This is a genomic window from Lysinibacillus sp. RC46, assembly GCF_041262385.1.
Taxonomy (GTDB): Bacteria; Bacillota; Bacilli; order Bacillales_A; family Planococcaceae; genus Lysinibacillus.
On record NZ_JBGCCF010000013.1, the window covers coordinates 86,114 to 102,966 of the forward strand.

Here is a 16,853-nt window from a genome sequence, read left to right on the forward strand (position 1 = left end):
TTTATCAAACTAATAAAAGGAAAAACAATCAATCCATCAGCCGTGATAAAATGAAATAGACAGGAGGCGCAAAGAATGAAAATATTTCATACAGCAGATTGGCATTTAGGAAAGCTTGTACAAGGCGTCTATATGACGGAGGATCAACAATATATTTTACAGCAATTTATGCTAGCCATAGATGAGGAAAAACCAGATGTTATCGTTATAGCAGGTGATTTATATGACCGTTCGATGCCCCCTATTGAGGCAGTGAATTTACTAAATGATATTTTGGCGGAAATTGTGCTTGATAAAAAAATCCCCGTGTTAGCGGTTGCGGGGAACCACGATAGTGCAGGTCGCTTGAACTTTGGCAGTAGTTTAATGAGTGATAGTGGCTTACATATTAAAGGCCAATTTACGAAAGATCATGCACCGGTAGTTTTAAATGATGAGTATGGTGAAGTACATTTTCATCTCGTACCATATGCAGAGCCGGCTTCAGTACGGACTATTTTAGAGGATGATTCCATTCGATCTCATCAAGAGGCGATGGAAAAAATTGTCGACCATATTGGACAAAGTTTAGATTCAACAAAACGTAATGTTTTTGTAGGACATGCCTTTGTGACGAAGTATGGAGAAGAGGAAGCGAATACGAGTGATTCTGAGCGACCTTTATCAATAGGAGGCTCGGATTGCATAAATGCAGCATTGTTTAAGCCTTTTCATTACACAGCACTTGGACATTTGCATAAAGCACATTTTGTGTTGAATGAAACGATTCGATATGCCGGTTCTCCATTGAAGTATTCATTATCTGAGCACTTACATGAGAAGGGCTTTTTAATAGTGGAGCTAGATGCACAAGGAGAAATCACTGTCACAAAACGTAAGCTTATAGCGAGACGGGATTTACGTGTGGTAGAGAGCTTAATGGATGATTTATTGCAATTACCACCTAGTGATGATTATGTATTTGTACGACTAACAGATGCTACGTCAGTAACTTCGCCGATGGAACGTATTCGTACGGTGTTTCCTAATGCGATGCATGTTGAGCGAAAAGTAGCACGCCAAGAGGTATCACATGAAATTCAGACGATTGAGACAGAGAAAATAGAAGACATCGATTTATTCCGATCATTTTTTACAGATATAATTGGCGTACAGCCAGATCAAGATACAGAGCGTCTATTTACAGAAATGCTACAAGAATTATTAGATGAGGAGCGGGAGACAGTAAAATGAAGCCTTTAAAGTTAACGATTACTGCATTCGGTCCATATAAAAATACAGAGGTTATTGATTTTCAACAGCTAGGTGAACATCGTCTATTTGCGATTTCTGGAAAAACAGGTGCTGGGAAAACGACGATTTTTGATGCTATATGCTATGCACTTTACGGATCGGGTAGCGGTGAAGATCGTCAGGATACTGCTATGCTACGAAGTGGGTTTGCAGATGATGATATGTATACTGCAGTGGAGCTCGTTTTTGAAATGCATGATAGAGTCTATCAAATTTTACGTCAGCCAGGTCATATTAAAGCAACAAACAAAAGTGTTACTGGTAAGAAAATTGAACTGGCTGAAATCAAAGGAGACACGCTTGATTATAGTATTGTAGAAAAGCAGCAAACGCTTGAGGTAGATAAAAAGCTACAGGATATTATCGGCCTCACAAAGGATCAGTTTAGTCAAATTGTTATGCTGCCACAAGGTGAATTTCGCAAGCTGTTAACCTCAGATTCTACGAATAAAGAAGTTATTTTGCGTAAAATTTTTAAAACAGATCGCTTTGGTGCGATGACAAAAAGACTTGATGCGAAACGAAAAGAAGCGGAAAGTGATTTACTGCGTGCTCAACAATTAAAGGAACATCTTCTTGGCCAAATTGCAGGCGCTTTACCACAGCGTTCGTCATCTTTATTTACTTGCATTACTAATAATACTGAAAATATGCATCAGCTGAAGAAGGCTCTGGAAGAGGAGCAGACCTATTATACGGAATGTATACAATTGGAACAGCAACGCTATAAAGAGGCTTATGCACATCATCAAAAAGAGCAAGAATTTTATAGTAGAGCGAAAACACTGAATGAGCAATTTGATGAGCAAACTAATCGTCAGAATCACCTACAAGCGTTGCTAAAAGAACAAGATATATATAGCGCAAAAGAACGCGAAATTGCATTAGCAGAGAAGGCAGAGCGTCTTGTCATACTTGAGCAACAATGTATCGATTTGCGTGCTGAGCAAAATCGTAAAGAACAATCCTATCAGCAAGCGATGACAGAGCAGAAAAACACAGAAGCTCAGTTAAAAATAGCACAGGAAAAGTTTAACGTTGAAGAGGCGAAAGAACCTGAGCGTCAACATGTTCTACAACAGGAATTACAGCTACAAGCATTATTGCCGACATTCGAGGCGTATGAGAATAATCTGCAGCAAATGCAAATAACTGAACAATATGTTGCAACAGCAAAGCTAGCAGTAGACGATAATAGTAAAATCGTAGAAACAGGACAAATGCAAGTTCAGCAATTAGCAAAAACAATTGAACAATATGAAAATCAACTTCAGCCATATGAAAGTTATTTAGAACAGCTACCGAAGCTAAAAGAGCAAGTATCGTTACTAGCGCAAGTTGAAAAATATACGAGAGCGGTTGCAACGGCAGAGCAGGATGTAGCCACTACTAATGTCCATTATCAAGAAAGTAAGCAGGCTCTTCAAAAGCTGGAGCAACAATGGATTGCGAGTCAGGCAAGTATTTTAGCACAGCAACTTAAGGACGGAGAGCCTTGTCCAGTGTGCGGTAGTACAACACATCTCGAAACACATCGTGAGCAATTAGAGATGATCGAATTAGCAGAGGTGGAGGCTTTACGAGGAAAGGCTAGTACTGATGAGCGCAAGTTTTTAGAAAAAGAAGCTTTATTGAACTCTACAAAGCATCTTCTACAAGAGGCGCTAGAACAGATAGAGACGAATGAGATTGATCAATCGAATCAAACACAAATTGTAGCTTCCTTGCAAAACGTAGAGCAACAAATAACAATCTTAAAAGTAGTGAGCAATCAATTGTCTGATGTACGTATGCAACAAAAAGATCATCGTACACGAATGGAGCAGCTACAAGAAAAGCAATTAAAACTAGAGCAATATTTAGCTGAGAAGACAAAGGAATTGACTAAGCAACAAGCAATTGTGGAAGAGCAGCAAAAGCATATTCCAGAAAATCTTAAGACGCTGCAAGCATTGAAACAGGCAATCGCTGAAATAGGGTCACAAAAGGTTGCGTTACAAACCGCGTGGAATATTAGCCAACAAAGTCTGCAATCTGCCAAGGAAGCAGCAAATAATGCTAGAATGACCGTAGAAATAGCGAAACAGGCATTTGAGGAATTAAAGCTGAAAATGGATGAAAAGCGCGAGCAATTTTCAGTAAGTATGACGGAAGCGGGCTTTGAAAACTATGAAGAATTTGCTACTGGGAAGCGGAGCATGCTGCAAATAGAAGCTTTACGGAAGGCTTGCAATGATTATGCACTACAAATCCACACATTACAGGTACAAATTACTGAGGGCGAGAAGCACCTTAAAGGGCAAGAGAAACAAGATTTAACGGTAATGAAAGAAAAGCTAGGGATGCTGCGTGTCACATATGAGGAAGCCTTCAAAGTATTGCAGCAAATGGAAGGATTTGCGAAGGCTTGTGTAGACTTTATCGAAAAAGTTGAGGAGACCGAACGGGAGATTCATTTACTTGAAAAAGAGGCAGGACGAGTGAAGGAGCTCTATGCAATGTTAAATGGACAGAATGCGAAAAAGCTGTCTTTTGAGCGTTATATTCAAATCAATTATTTAGATAAAATTACAGAGGCAGCAAATGTCCGGCTTTATCATTTATCCAACGGTCAATTTGAGCTACGACGTTCAGATCGCTTAGAAAAGCATGCTAAGCAAAGTGGGCTTGGACTAGATGTGTATGATGCTTATACAGATCAATTACGAGATGTGAAAACACTATCAGGGGGAGAAAAGTTTAATGCTTCTTTAAGTCTTGCCCTTGGGATGGCAGATGTCATTCAAAGCTTTCAAGGTAATATCCGCATTGAAACGATGTTTATTGATGAGGGCTTCGGTTCTCTAGATGAAGAAGCATTAAATAAGGCGATTGATACGCTTATTGATTTACAAGATTCCGGACGCATGATTGGAGTCATTTCACACGTTGCAGAGTTAAAAGCTACAATGCCTGCTGTGTTGCATGTTGAAAAAGCAATGAACGGTCACAGTCAAACATATTTTGAAGTGAAATAACAAAGAGGCGTATTTCTGTTTATGTGGAAATACGCCTTTTTTGTTATTTTTTTGTTACGTTAGGATTTGTTCCTTTTTTTGCAGCGATTACTTTTTTGACAATCGGGATAACGATAGGTGCTAATTTTACAGCGGTTTTAACAACTTTAGATACTTTCACAAAATAACAGCTCCTTAAGTACTATCTGTTTAAGGAGAGGTTGAGATGAAACTTATCGGATCACGCGAACAGCCTGAACAATATTCCAAATAACGACTCCTAATGAAACGAGAATGTAAATTGCGAATGAAGCAAACCAAATGATAAGAAAATTATTACTACCGTCAAAATTGGTGTTGAATGATAAAGTTGAGAAGACAAAGACTGCAAAGAATATGATTCCGAATGCGACTGGAATTATATGCGAAATCAGTGCTCGAATAGAGTGCCTCTTTACGTCGCTATCTTTTGTAACAAAGTAAACGACTAATGGCACAATAAAGGGTGCGAATAAAATACTGAGATAACTAAAGGCAGATAAAATTTTTTGGTTCTCCATAGTAGTACCTCCTTTTTTAATATTTACGCATGAAAAACGATAAAGTTTCAAAAAAAAATGTGGAAGAGGTTGTAATCGTAACAGTGTTTGCGTACAATGAGGTTGTTCAATTAAATTAAGATGTAACGACCACAAGGGGAGCTGATGATGTCAGCTGAGACTGGGCACGTAATGCCTTGACTCTTCGAACCTGTAAGTTAACACTTGCGTAGGGATTGTGGATAGAAACCGACACTTTTACGATGTGAGGCTCTGTCCTGGCATCGTTTTTTTATCTTTATTGATGCCAGATAGGGACATATTTGCCAACTGATTTCTATTCCTGCTCTTGTATCCTACATCGGAACAAAGGAGAGAATACTTATGGACAATAAAAAACTTTTAATGCTTGTGGAGATTGCGATATTCGCAGCGATTGGCCTTGTACTAGATCAGGTTTCCTTTAAAGTATGGGCACAAGGCGGCTCTGTTAGTCTAGTGATGGTACCAATAATTTTAATAGCATTCCGCTGGGGCCTTATTCCTGGCCTGACAACGGGATTACTTATTGGTGTGATGCAAACAATGTTTGGCGCCTATATTATACATTGGCTACAAGGATTACTTGATTATGGTGTTGCCTTTACAGTAGTAGGCTTGGCGGCCGTTGTTCGCCGACCAGTGCTCGATGCTGCCAAAGATTTAAACAAAAAGAAAATGGCACTTTATATTATTGTAGGAACTGTATTAGCGGGCTTTTTACGTTATGCAGCACATACCATTGCGGGCGCTGTATTTTTCTCAGAGTATGCTGGCGATCAAAATGCGTGGATTTATTCAATCATCTACAATGGAACATATATGCTACCAGCAACGATTTTAACAGCGATTGTCGGTGTTCTACTATTTACAGCAGCACCTCAATTAATGCAACGAAAATCATAATGATTATGCCCTTCACATAAGTGGAGGGTTTTTATTAATATTGAAACTAGAACACCCACCTTTTATACCCTAAAAAGAATCCAAAAGGCGGAGGATTTTTAGAGCTAGATAGGGATGGCATTTGTTAAAACGTATCCATGGATATAGTTGATTGGAGTGGAGACTGGGCGACTCCTTGGGGATTAGCGATAGAGGAACGAAGGCTAAAACCATCACATCCTGTGATAACGCCTTCGTGACCAACATCGTGTTGGCCCAAGCGGCTCATCGGACGCCCCCAGGAAGCTTTGCTCTGTGCGAAAGCGAAGCGACAGCAACAAATGTGTTTCTGTAGCGAAAGCAAAGCGTCAGCTACAAAGCGCCCAGTCGGAACGGAAATCAACCCCACGCTATAGTGAAGAGCCTGTTTTTCAGCACTTTACAATTCATGATGGCATATAATATTTAAAGCGTTTAGCGTTTTTTGTATAAAAAGTTATGTTATATTAATGAATAGACATTAGATGAAAGGGACGTTAAAAATGATTGTAAAAACGCAAGAAGAGATTGAAGCATTTAAAAAAATCGGCCGTATTTGTGCTGAAATTCGTGAGGCAATGAAGGCTGCTACAAAACCAGGTGTAACAACACTTGAATTAGATGAAATTGCAGGTCGTATGTTTGCAGAAGCAGGAGCAATTTCTGGACCTAAAGGGGAGTATGATTTCCCAGGATACACATGTATTAGTGTGAATGAGGAAGTCGCACATGGTATTCCAGGTAAACGTGTGATTAACGAGGGAGATATCGTAAATATTGATGTATCTGGTTCATTAAATGGCTATTTTGCTGATACGGGCATTTCATTTGTAGTTGGTGATGGCTATGAGGATAAAGAAAAGTTATGTCGCGTAGCTAAAAGTGCTTTCGACCGTGCGATGACAAAAGTAAAAGCTGGATCAAAATTAAACCAAATCGGTAAAGCTGTTGAGCGTGAAGCATATGCCAATGATTTAACAGTGATTATGAACCTAACAGGTCATGGTTTAGGTCGTTCTTTACACGATGAGCCAAATCATATTTTAAACTACTACGATGCTTGGGATTCAACAATTATGAAAGAAGGCATGGTGCTTGCAGTCGAGCCATTTATCTCAGCGAAAGCGGAGCATATTGTAGAGTCAGGTGATGGCTGGACATTCGTTACGCCAGACAAATCATTAGTTGCTCAAATCGAGCATTCAATTATCGTTACTAAAGACAAACCAATTATTTTAACTTCTCTAGATGAACAATAAAAAAGCTAAAAATCCTGCTAACCAATTTATTTTTGGTAGGCAGGATTTTTTTTAATAAATAATATACCGACAAGTAGCACTCCGCATAAAAACAAGGCTGCAGTTGTCACAAGTAGCTCATCAAAACCATTATGTAATGCGACCCCGATATAGGACCAGATAAATACACTTGGGTAGATAATATCAAAATAATGGAATCCAATATGTAGCGCTATTGCTGCTCCAACTGTTAGTAAAATAACTGCCCAAAGTGGATCACTAAGGCCAAGACCATTCCATTGATAAGATGTTAGCGTAAAGCTTACATTTGTCATTAGGCTAAATGTAACCCAGGCTAAATAAATCGAGAAGGGTATACGACCTGTGAGTGAATTATTGCTGAGAGGGTACGTTTTGTACAACTTAAATAAATACAGTACTAAAGCAAACGTACTGATAATTGACATGATAAATAGTTCGTGATGCCAAACAACAATTGCTAACGCCTGCATAATACATATGCTACTATAGAGAACAGTCTGTTGAATAGATGTCTTTTTTAGGTTCATGACTAACCAATAACCAAGTAATATGTAAACCACAATCCAAATCATATAACTAACATTAAACGGTGCAAATATTACTGGAAAACGATTTAAGATCTCTAAAAAAGAATGATCGTTTATTTTCATGAAATAGGATGAAAAGGTTAGGATGAGTGAGACAATAAAAGTTATTGTCATCAAAAAAAATCGAGGCATGTTTTCTCTCCCTTCGTGTTAAATTGTATAGGGAAAAGACAAATAAGTATAGGACTGTAACATTATATTTTCATTATAACGGAAATTTCCAACAATGTATCGTGTTGTTTCGTTAAAAATATCTACAATTTACCATTTGAATAGTTATTCATATATTTCTTTAGTACAATGAGAATATTCAAATGTAAGGAGTGAAGTTTTAATGACTCAAAATTTAAATGATCTAGATTTATCAGTTAAACTGGATAAGAAAATGTATAAAAAGAAATTAAAAGTACTCCAATATGAAATGTTAAATGCTCAACAGTTTTTATTAAAAAATAAAATTGGGTTAATTTTAGTTTTTGAAGGTATGGATGCTGCTGGCAAGGGAGGCGCTATTAAGCGTCTAATTGAACGTGCCGATCCACGTGGCTATGTCGTGCATCCAATTGCAGCACCTCAGCCTCATGAACTACGCTATAATTATTTACAACGTTTTTGGCGAAAGCTGCCACAGCATGGACAAATCGCTATTTTTGATCGCTCATGGTATGGTCGTGTATTAGTTGAGCGTATTGAAGGATTTGCAACAACAGAAGAGTGGTCTCGTGCATACGAAGAAATTAATAATTTTGAAAAGATTTTAACATCAGGAGATTATATTGTTATTAAGTTTTGGCTTCAAGTATCTGATGAGGAGCAGCTTAATCGTTTTAAAGAACGTGAAGAGGATCCGTATAAGTCTTGGAAGCTAACAGATGAAGATTGGCGAAATCGTGAAAAAACACCTCAGTATATAGAAGCTGCGAATGAAATGTTTGAGAAGACCGATAAGAAAAGTGCGCCATGGGTTCTAGTACCAGGTGACGATAAACAATATGCTCGTGTACAGGTGTTGCAAGAAACATTAGCACATATTGAACGTGAGGCAAAAAAACGTGGCCTTCATTTAACGAATGTATTAGGCAAAGCACATTTAGAAGATGCTGAATCATCTAGCCTTGGATTGCTAGAGGAGAAGCCTAAAAAACAAAAACAAAAAGTGAAATAATATTATGGATGCTGTAACAACAAGACGAGATGTTTTAGTTGTAGCAGCATCTTTTTTTACATACAATAAAGTAAAACTGCAATTAGTGGGTGTTTCTTCCATTGGTAAATGAGCTCTGGCATTAAAACGTATTGATAATTATCGGAAGGTTAGTGTGGAAAAATGGTGCTTAAAATTTGGAGATTATTAAGGAAAAAGGGTGAAAATGTGGTATCAATTCAAGGAGGGAAATGCTACATTCGCACATTTTATGAAAAAGATGCACAAAGTTTAACCGATCTCGTAAGTCGCAATAAATACTTTTGGTCTACACATGAACCGTTACAACGACCTGAATACTATACAATTAATGCTCAATATAAAAAAATTCAAGAATGCTTATACTTAATGGACTCAAAGAGGGAATTTACTTTTGGTATTTTTGAGCCAAGTACAAATAATCTAATAGGACATATCGCTCTTTATGCAGTAAAACGTTTACCGTATTCTAGTGCGTTTGTTGGTTATGCGATGGATGAAATTTATATTGGAAAAGGGATCGTCACAGAAGCAGTTAATATGGTCGTGCAATTTGCATTCGAGCAAGTAGGCTTACATCGAGTAGAGGCTTATGTTTCAACACAAAATAATCCTTCTATCCGAGTCTTAGAAAAGGCTGGATTCCAGCGTGAGGGTCTTTTGAGAAAGCTGCTGTACATTAATGGTAAATGGGTGGATCATTATATGTATGCACGTTTAGAAGATCAATAAAAAGAAGCGTCTATCTTTCAGTGTTTGAAGGATAGACGCTTCTTTTTTTATTATTGTTTACTACCGTTTATGATTAAATCAAGGCGACCTGTATTTGGATCAATTACTAATCCATGAACAGGCACGTCTTTAACCATTAACGGGTGATTGCGAATTGTATCGACGCTTTTCTTTACACTTGTTGCTACGTCACCAAAGCCACGTAAAAACTCTTTTAAATCAAAACCTGAATATTCTATCGTGTCGATAGTCTCAGGGGTAATCCCTCTAGCAACCATTTTATTTAGCATTGCTTCTGGGTCAACTGCACTCATACCGCAGTCGTAATGTCCAACAACATACACCTCATCTGCTTGTAGTTCATAAACAGCTACAAGTAAACTACGCATAATTGCACCAAAAGGGTGACTAACTAATGCCCCAGCACTTTTAACGATCTTTACGTCGCCATTACGCAAATTCATAGCTTTGGGTAACAGCTCTACAAGTCGAGTATCCATACAAGATAACACAACGATGCGCTTATCAGGATACTTTGTTGTAATAAAAGGCTCATATTTTTTTTCTTGAACGAAATCTTCATTAAACTTAAGAATATCTTGTAACATTGTCATGAAAGATTGCTCCCTTCCTTACAGGAATTATTTTAGAGCAAAACTATAAATATGCAAACAATAATGACAATATTCACGCAATTTTTTTCGAAAAAAAAGAAGTTTAGTAATTTATTTAGCAAATCGAAATAATTAAGTATCCGCAAAATCCGCCGGAAGATAAATAAAAAACAGCTACAATAATGTAGCTGTTTTCAACAAAATTAAAATTTTTCGTTTGGTTTTGGATCTACAGTTACTGAAGACTTAGAATCTAAACCAACTTGTAGGTAGTGGATGAAGAATGCCAAAGAGATTAATAAAACGGCACTAAAGCCTAATACAGTCGTAATGAACATAATAAAAGCCCCTCTCTACTAAAATAATCTACAATATTATCTAAAGTAATTATACAATAGGTTACTATGAAAATCTAAGGAGAATTTATGACATCCACAACATACCTAGTCCAGACTAATATTAGTAGGTATAAATTACTTAAATTGTCCAGTTAACAATACGGAATGTTAATTATTTTTACCTAATCGTGGTAGTGCTTTCTATATTCAATTGCCCGAAATAATCATAAAGTAATGTACTGAGCTTTGAATTAGTCCAAAGCTCTCCAATGAACAACGCTTCCCACTCTCAAAACAAAAAGTTATAGGCAATCCCTTGCAAAAAAAATAGAGACATCTAATCAGATTGTCAATAGGTGATGTGTGTTACTAACGCTATTTAATAATGTGCATTTCGTCTGTTGAAATAATTGATTTTAAATTTTCTTGTCCTTGCTTAGCCGTGACGTTTTTTGTACCGAAAGCGTAGCGGCAGGTACAGAAGTCTCAGTCTTTAGTTGGTGAAAGAAGTTCTTTGTGCCAGCACAAAGCTGAATCTAGATGTAATTATGCCGAGGCATAATTGATTAAATATGGGAAGAAATAAAATGAGTCTTTCGGAGCGTTTTCGTAGCGAGTGCGAAAAAAGTATTTTGTCGAATAAATCGACATCAAACTGTTTTATATCATTTTAATGTGACGTTTTAGTAATTATCTGAATTAGTTTTTAATTGTCAGTCGAATTACTTATATGAATGCGTTGGTTTTATTGGATATTTAATCCTGATTTTATGACTAATCAAACATATTTTAGTAATTTTGTGTCGAAGAATAATAATAAATTCTTAACTTTTTTCAAATAAAGACAATTTAGTGTATTATTCTTAATTCAATATAATCAAATATGGTCGAAAAGTGAATAAAAAGTATTTATTACATCGAAAAAAATGTGAAATACATTTATACTATATTATGTATTTATTTAAAATATGGAAAAAAAGGACGAAATAAAGGTAAATAGGAGATTTGGAGGTTCTAGAATGGATATATCGTCGATTGTAGGGTTAATACTTGCGTTTATAGCGCTATTAACAGGAATGGTGCTAAAGGGTGTAAGTTTAAGTGCGTTTTATAACCCAGCTGCCATTCTAATTATCATCTTCGGTACAATTTCCGCAGTAACAATTGCCTTCCCCATGAAGGAGTTAAAGCGTGTACCAAAGCTATTTAAAATTCTTTTTAAAGAAACAAAATTAGCAGATGATATTGAGATTATTAAGATGTTTTCACAATGGGCTGATTTAGCTCGCCGAGAAGGTCTATTAGCACTTGAAAGTAAAGCTTCAGAGATTGAAGACCCTTTTTTAAAAAATGGACTTACATTAGCAATTGATGGTCAGAATGCGGACTATATTCGTGATGTCCTAACAGAAGAAGTCGAAGCGATGGAAGAACGTCATGCTAGTGGTTCTGCAATCTTTACACAAGCTGGTACATATGCCCCGACTTTAGGGGTACTTGGTGCGGTAGTAGGGTTAATCGCCGCATTAGCAGATATGAATGACATAGAAAAGCTAGGACATGCTATTTCAGCTGCTTTCATGGCTACATTATTAGGTATTTTTACAGGTTATGTTTTATGGCATCCGTTTGCGAATAAATTAAAACGTAAATCAGCTATCGAAGTTAAGCAAAAAAGAATGATGATTGAAGGCATCCTTTCTGTCTTAGAAGGGGAGGCTCCACGTGTTATTGAACAAAAATTATCGTCTTACTTAACAATGGAAGAACGTCGTCAAATTTCTGATGAAAGCGGGGCGGGCGGCCTTGGCAAAGAAAGCTAAGAAAAAAAAGCATGATGAACATATCGATGAGTCTTGGCTCGTTCCGTATGCAGATATTTTAACACTGCTATTAGCTGTATTTATCATATTATTTGCATCCAGTTCAGTAGACCAAGAAAAGCTAGAGAGAATGTCAGCGGTGTTTAATCAAGTATTTGATGGTGGAACAAGCTTTTTAGAGCAGCCTTCACCGATACAAAGTCCGAATGCTGAAAGTGATCAAACACCACAAACGCAGCAAAATTCAGCTTACTTAAAGGATCAGCAGGAGTTAGCTCAAATTAAAGATAGTGTTGATAATTTCATTGCTGTTCATGAGATGGAAGGTCAATTCGCAACAGCGATGACTGATGAAGGATTACTTGTTACAATTCGTGATAGTATCCTGTTTGATTCAGGGAAGGCGAACATTAAACCGGAGTATAAGCCAACAGCAAAAGAGCTTGCAGATGTATTGGTATCTAATCCGCCACGTAATATTGTTGTTACTGGTCATACGGATAATGTTCCGGCTGGTCCAAACTTCTCTTCTAATTTACAGCTCTCCGTATTGCGTGCAGTGAACTTCGCAGAACTTTTATTGCAGAGTAACTCGAAGTTAGATGGTCGAAACTTTAGTACACAAGGTTTCGGAGAGAACCGTGCTGTTGCACCGAATGATACTAAAGAAGGGCGTGCGAAAAACCGTCGTGTAGAAGTGTTAATACAACCACTTGTAACTGAGGATGGTTCTGCCGCAAAAAATACAAAATAGAAAAAGGCTATTAGCAAACGGCTTTGGTGCCTCATTGCTAATAGCTTTTTTTACTAAATCCTATTTATTTGCGTAAAGCTCCTAATTCAGCGACGATAGCTTGCATCTCGCTTGGACTAAATGTATCGCGCTTCATAATCATTTCGTATAAATAGACTAGGTCTTCGTAATTAGCTTCATCGAAATTTTCCGATTTCATTGCATCGACATTAACCATGCGAAGCTTGTCTTTCACTTGATCAATCATATAAATAACGTTTTCTTTTGACGGTACTGATAAATCCATTATTTAAACCTACCTTTCGTAATCCTCGAAAATATCATTTCATTGAATAAAAAAAATGTCAACACTGTATTTCGACATTGCTTTAAAAATAGACTGTTATTGGGTAGAATAAGGGCAGTGAGCAGTTTAATTATATTTACTAAAGCAGGGGGTATTTAATATGGGACGAAGTAAATTATTAGCATCTATCGTAGTTGGTGCCACAGTTGGTGCTGCATTAAGTATGTTGGACCGTACAACGCGTGAAAAAACAATAGCTTCAACGAAAAAGATGAAAGAAGCAATATCGTATTATGCAACCAACCGAGAGGAATTACAAGTGCTAGTTGAGGAAAAAGTATTGGCCACTAAAGTGCTATGTGAAAGTGTTTCAGAAAATGTCAACTCAATCATTGATAAAGTTGATGAGTTTAAAGAATTACCTTCCACGATTGAAGGCATGATTAATGACACGAAATCAGCCTTTTCTTTGCCTGATAAAGAATAGTTGTCGTACAGGAGGGAATTTGTATGGAGAAGAAAAAAGCATCGATACATTCAGCTGTCGGTGTGGTGAAATCATTTGTCTCACCAGACGAAGACACTGTAGATGTGATGACATCAAGGGGCTTCATGCAAGATTTAATGCTACGCATACAGCGAGTGGAAATATCAGCTCTTGCAGCGGAATTGGCTTATTTCTTTTTACTGTCTTTTTTCCCACTACTAATTTTTCTAGTCACATTACTACCGTATTTGAATATACAGTCGACGCAAGTGTATTCATTTCTAGTGAATATTATGCCGGACGAGGTATACAGGCTTGTTGAAAATACCTTAGATGAAATTTTAACAAGTCGTAATAGTAGTTTATTATCTGTCGGGGTACTTGGGACAATTTGGTCCGCTTCCAAAGGAATTAATGCATTGATTAGAGCCTTAAATAAGGCTTATGATACAGAAACTAGGGGGAGTCTATTAGATCGAGGATTATCCCTTGTTTTCACCTTAGCATTCGTCGTCGTTATTGCTGTCGTTCTACTTTTACCGGTTTTTGGGCAACAAGTAGGGCATTTCTTATTTTCGATTGTTGGCATTGAGGAGCAATTTGAAATAATCTGGCATAGAATGCGTTGGTCGATACCGCCTCTACTTATTTTTATAGTTTTAATGGGAATATATAGATTTGTTCCAAATACAAATCCTCGTTTAAAGTTAATGGGGGTTTGGCCAGGGGCATTGTTTTCAACTCTTGCCTGGTTGGCAGTAACATATGCTTTCTCTTTTTATATTAATAATTTCGCGAATTATTCCGCTACATATGGCAGTATTGGAGGCGTTATTATTTTAATGCTTTGGCTGTATTTAACGGGGATTATTTTAATTTTTGGTGGCATTTTAAATGCGACGATGCAGAAAAAAGTATTGCAAAAAGAACTTATGAAGCAGAAAACACTAACGAATAGGTAGGAATATGAAAAGAACAGCCTCGCATCACGCTTTGTGATACGAGGCTGTTTGTTTTTTAGGCGTTTTTATTAAGCATACGTAAGCCATTTAAAATAACTAAAATAGTGCTTCCTTCATGTCCAATTACACCTAGCGGTAAATCGACCACTTGTAAAAAGTTTGAAGCAATTAATAAAACGATAACGCCGATAGAGAAGAAAATGTTTTGTTTGATGATGCGTTGCATTTTACGTGATAAACGTACTGCATAGGCAATTTTTGATAAGTCATTTTTCATTAAAACGACATCTGCTGTTTCTAAAGCAACATCTGTGCCTTCTCCCATAGCGATTCCGGTAGTTGCAGTTGCTAAAGCAGGTGCATCGTTAATACCGTCACCGACCATCCCTACAAATTTATGTTCAGAAAGAAGGCGTTTCATCTCAGTCACTTTTGTTTCAGGGAGACATTCTGCAACGTATTCTGTCACGCCTGCTTCCTTGGCAATTACCTTAGCAGTCTTCTCGTTGTCGCCCGTTAGCATGATAACATCAATGCCTAGCTCTTTTAGTAATGATACTGCTTTTTTTGCTTCACTGCGAACGGTGTCCTTTAAGGCTGCCAATGCAGCAATGCCATCTTGGTCACGAATAAAAATAACGCTTTTTCCTTCTGAGGCAAGTTTTTCTGCTGCACCATTTGCAAATTCATTTGCCTCATCTAGACCAACAAAGTCTGGTTTACCAACAAGATACTCGACTTCATTAACGTAACCTTTAATACCCCAACCTGGGATATCTTCTATAGTGGCTTGAGCAAACTGTGTGATCCCTTCTTTTCTTGCGAATAAAGTAATTGCTTGAGCAAGTGGATGGTTCGATTGTGCTTCAATACCTGCAAGGATTGCCATTGTATTTTCACGGTCTAATCCTTCTCGAACAATAAAATCAGTAACGGTTGGTTTTCCTTGTGTTAAAGTACCTGTTTTATCTACCGCTAGTGCACGTAATGCACCTAGATGTTCTAAATGTAGGCCACCTTTGAATAGCACACCGTGTTTTGCACCATTTGAAATGGCTGCAAGTGTTGCTGGCATAATGGATGCAACAAGTGCACATGGAGAAGCAACTACTAGGAGTACCATTGCTCGATAGAAAGTTGTTGTCCAGTCCCAACCGAGTACAAAGTGAGGTAGAAACATCATAAGGGCCACGGTAAGTAGCGCAATTTTTACGTAAGTACCTTCGAATTTTTCTATAAATTGTTGAGATGGAGATTTTTCACTCTGAGCACTTTGTACAAGCTGGATAATTTTTTGGAATAGTGTTTCAGAATTTGGTTTTGTCATTTCCATCGTAATGGCACCATTTAAGTTCACTGTACCTGCAAATACTTCATCGCCTTCACGTTTTGCCACTGGAAGCGGTTCACCGCTTATTGCGGATTCATCGATAGAAGACTGTCCTTTAAAGATTACACCGTCTGCTGGTACACGTTCACCAGGTTTTACGAGTAGGTGATCTCCAATTTGTAATGTAGAGACAGAAACTTTCATTGGTTCAAAGTTACCACGAACAAGCCAAGCTTCTTCGGGTTGTAAGTTCATGAGTGCAGAAATTTCACGATGACTTTTATTCATTGCGTATGTTTCAAGAGCGCCACTTACAGCAAAAATGAAAATAAGAATAGCACCCTCCGTCCAATAACCGATTGCAGCTGAACCAACTGCAGCTAATACCATCAATAGTTCAACATTAAGTTCTTTATTTTCAATGGTTTCTTCAATACCTTCTTTTGCTTTAGCAAATCCACCAACACAAAATGCAACAATATATAAAATAATAGAAGCGGTTGTTTGCCCGCTAGTATCTAAACGCCATGCAAGCAAAATAAACAAACCTGCTATAAGGGCAGCAATTAATTCAGCGTGTTCTTTTGTTTTCTCAATTAAACTGAAATTTTCTCGTTTAGAATGTTCCACTTTTATCCCTCCTGATAATGAAAATCAATATCAAAACCCATGTAAATCAATGTATA

The 16,853-nt window shown here is 37.4% G+C and carries 17 protein-coding genes and 1 riboswitch; of the genes, 10 read left to right on the forward strand and 7 right to left on the reverse strand.

The window, feature by feature from the left end; all coding sequences use genetic code 11:
* Positions 1-75 precede the first annotated feature (75 nt).
* Together ABH966_RS13710 and ABH966_RS13715 are read left to right on the forward strand one after the other, a co-directional pair.
* Entirely contained in the window at positions 76-1,233 is a 1,158-nt protein-coding gene (locus ABH966_RS13710) for an exonuclease SbcCD subunit D (protein WP_370079286.1), read from the forward strand.
* Positions 1,230-4,310 carry an AAA family ATPase gene (locus ABH966_RS13715; protein WP_370079288.1) on the forward strand — a complete coding sequence of 1,027 codons (3,081 nt, stop codon included), beginning with the start codon at positions 1,230-1,232 and terminating at the stop codon, positions 4,308-4,310. Before ABH966_RS13710 ends, ABH966_RS13715 begins: the two co-directional genes overlap by 4 nt.
* Before the next feature lie 212 nt (positions 4,311-4,522).
* Here the strand turns inward: ABH966_RS13715 and ABH966_RS13720 are convergent, their stop codons facing one another.
* Positions 4,523-4,849 (reverse strand): magnetosome magnetite crystal formation protein family, encoded by a 327-nt coding sequence (locus ABH966_RS13720; RefSeq protein ID WP_370079290.1) that lies wholly within the window; start codon positions 4,847-4,849, stop codon positions 4,523-4,525.
* Between the two features lie 124 nt (positions 4,850-4,973).
* Positions 4,974-5,082: riboswitch (TPP riboswitch) on the forward strand.
* 130 nt (positions 5,083-5,212) lie between these two features.
* Between ABH966_RS13720 and thiT the strand changes: the two genes are divergently transcribed.
* Positions 5,213-5,773 (forward strand): energy-coupled thiamine transporter ThiT, encoded by a 561-nt coding sequence (thiT, locus tag ABH966_RS13725; RefSeq protein ID WP_370079292.1) that lies wholly within the window; start codon positions 5,213-5,215, stop codon positions 5,771-5,773.
* 124 nt (positions 5,774-5,897) lie between these two features.
* Here the strand turns inward: thiT and ABH966_RS13730 are convergent, their stop codons facing one another.
* Entirely contained in the window at positions 5,898-6,041 is a 144-nt protein-coding gene (locus tag ABH966_RS13730) for a hypothetical protein (RefSeq protein WP_370079294.1), read from the reverse strand.
* Positions 6,042-6,294: 253 nt separating this feature from the next.
* On the opposite strand from ABH966_RS13730, the gene map reads away from it, so the two are divergent.
* Entirely contained in the window at positions 6,295-7,050 is a 756-nt protein-coding gene (map, locus tag ABH966_RS13735; RefSeq protein WP_370049202.1) for a type I methionyl aminopeptidase, read from the forward strand.
* 26 nt (positions 7,051-7,076) lie between these two features.
* Here the strand turns inward: map and ABH966_RS13740 are convergent, their stop codons facing one another.
* Positions 7,077-7,790 (reverse strand): hypothetical protein, encoded by a 714-nt coding sequence (locus ABH966_RS13740; protein ID WP_370079296.1) that lies wholly within the window; start codon positions 7,788-7,790, stop codon positions 7,077-7,079.
* Positions 7,791-7,992: 202 nt separating this feature from the next.
* Here ABH966_RS13740 and ABH966_RS13745 point away from each other — a divergent pair, with 202 nt between their 5' ends.
* Positions 7,993-8,823 carry a polyphosphate kinase 2 family protein gene (locus tag ABH966_RS13745; RefSeq protein ID WP_370079298.1) on the forward strand — a complete coding sequence of 277 codons (831 nt, stop codon included), beginning with the start codon at positions 7,993-7,995 and terminating at the stop codon, positions 8,821-8,823.
* Positions 8,824-8,985: 162 nt separating this feature from the next.
* A complete protein-coding gene (locus tag ABH966_RS13750; protein WP_370079300.1) occupies positions 8,986-9,573 on the forward strand; it encodes a GNAT family N-acetyltransferase in 588 nt (195 codons plus the stop codon).
* 50 nt (positions 9,574-9,623) lie between these two features.
* Here ABH966_RS13750 and ABH966_RS13755 read toward each other — a convergent pair whose 3' ends face one another.
* The gene (locus tag ABH966_RS13755; RefSeq protein ID WP_370079302.1) at positions 9,624-10,187 is read right to left on the reverse strand and encodes a beta-class carbonic anhydrase; all 564 of its coding nucleotides are present in this window, start codon (positions 10,185-10,187) and stop codon (positions 9,624-9,626) included.
* Between the two features lie 203 nt (positions 10,188-10,390).
* Entirely contained in the window at positions 10,391-10,525 is a 135-nt protein-coding gene (locus ABH966_RS13760; RefSeq protein WP_370079304.1) for a hypothetical protein, read from the reverse strand.
* A gap of 1,019 nt (positions 10,526-11,544) precedes the next feature.
* Here ABH966_RS13760 and motA point away from each other — a divergent pair.
* Both motA and motB read left to right on the forward strand, forming a co-directional pair.
* A complete protein-coding gene (gene motA / locus ABH966_RS13765) occupies positions 11,545-12,348 on the forward strand; it encodes a flagellar motor stator protein MotA (RefSeq protein ID WP_370079306.1) in 804 nt (267 codons plus the stop codon).
* Positions 12,332-13,102: a flagellar motor protein MotB gene (gene motB, locus ABH966_RS13770; RefSeq protein WP_370079308.1), complete on the forward strand. Its 771-nt coding sequence runs from the start codon at positions 12,332-12,334 to the stop codon at positions 13,100-13,102. Before motA ends, motB begins: the two co-directional genes overlap by 17 nt.
* Positions 13,103-13,166: 64 nt before the next feature.
* Here the strand turns inward: motB and ABH966_RS13775 are convergent, their stop codons facing one another.
* Positions 13,167-13,388 carry a DUF1128 domain-containing protein gene (locus ABH966_RS13775; RefSeq protein WP_370079310.1) on the reverse strand — a complete coding sequence of 74 codons (222 nt, stop codon included), beginning with the start codon at positions 13,386-13,388 and terminating at the stop codon, positions 13,167-13,169.
* Between the two features lie 160 nt (positions 13,389-13,548).
* On the opposite strand from ABH966_RS13775, the gene ABH966_RS13780 reads away from it, so the two are divergent.
* Positions 13,549-13,875, forward strand: a complete 327-nt coding sequence (locus ABH966_RS13780; RefSeq protein ID WP_370079312.1) for a YtxH domain-containing protein — start codon at positions 13,549-13,551, stop codon at positions 13,873-13,875.
* 23 nt (positions 13,876-13,898) lie between these two features.
* Entirely contained in the window at positions 13,899-14,837 is a 939-nt protein-coding gene (locus ABH966_RS13785) for a YihY/virulence factor BrkB family protein (RefSeq protein ID WP_370079314.1), read from the forward strand.
* A 55-nt stretch (positions 14,838-14,892) separates the two neighbouring features.
* Here ABH966_RS13785 and ABH966_RS13790 read toward each other — a convergent pair whose 3' ends face one another.
* Positions 14,893-16,797: a heavy metal translocating P-type ATPase gene (locus tag ABH966_RS13790; protein WP_370079316.1), complete on the reverse strand. Its 1,905-nt coding sequence runs from the start codon at positions 16,795-16,797 to the stop codon at positions 14,893-14,895.
* Positions 16,798-16,853 lie beyond the last annotated feature (56 nt).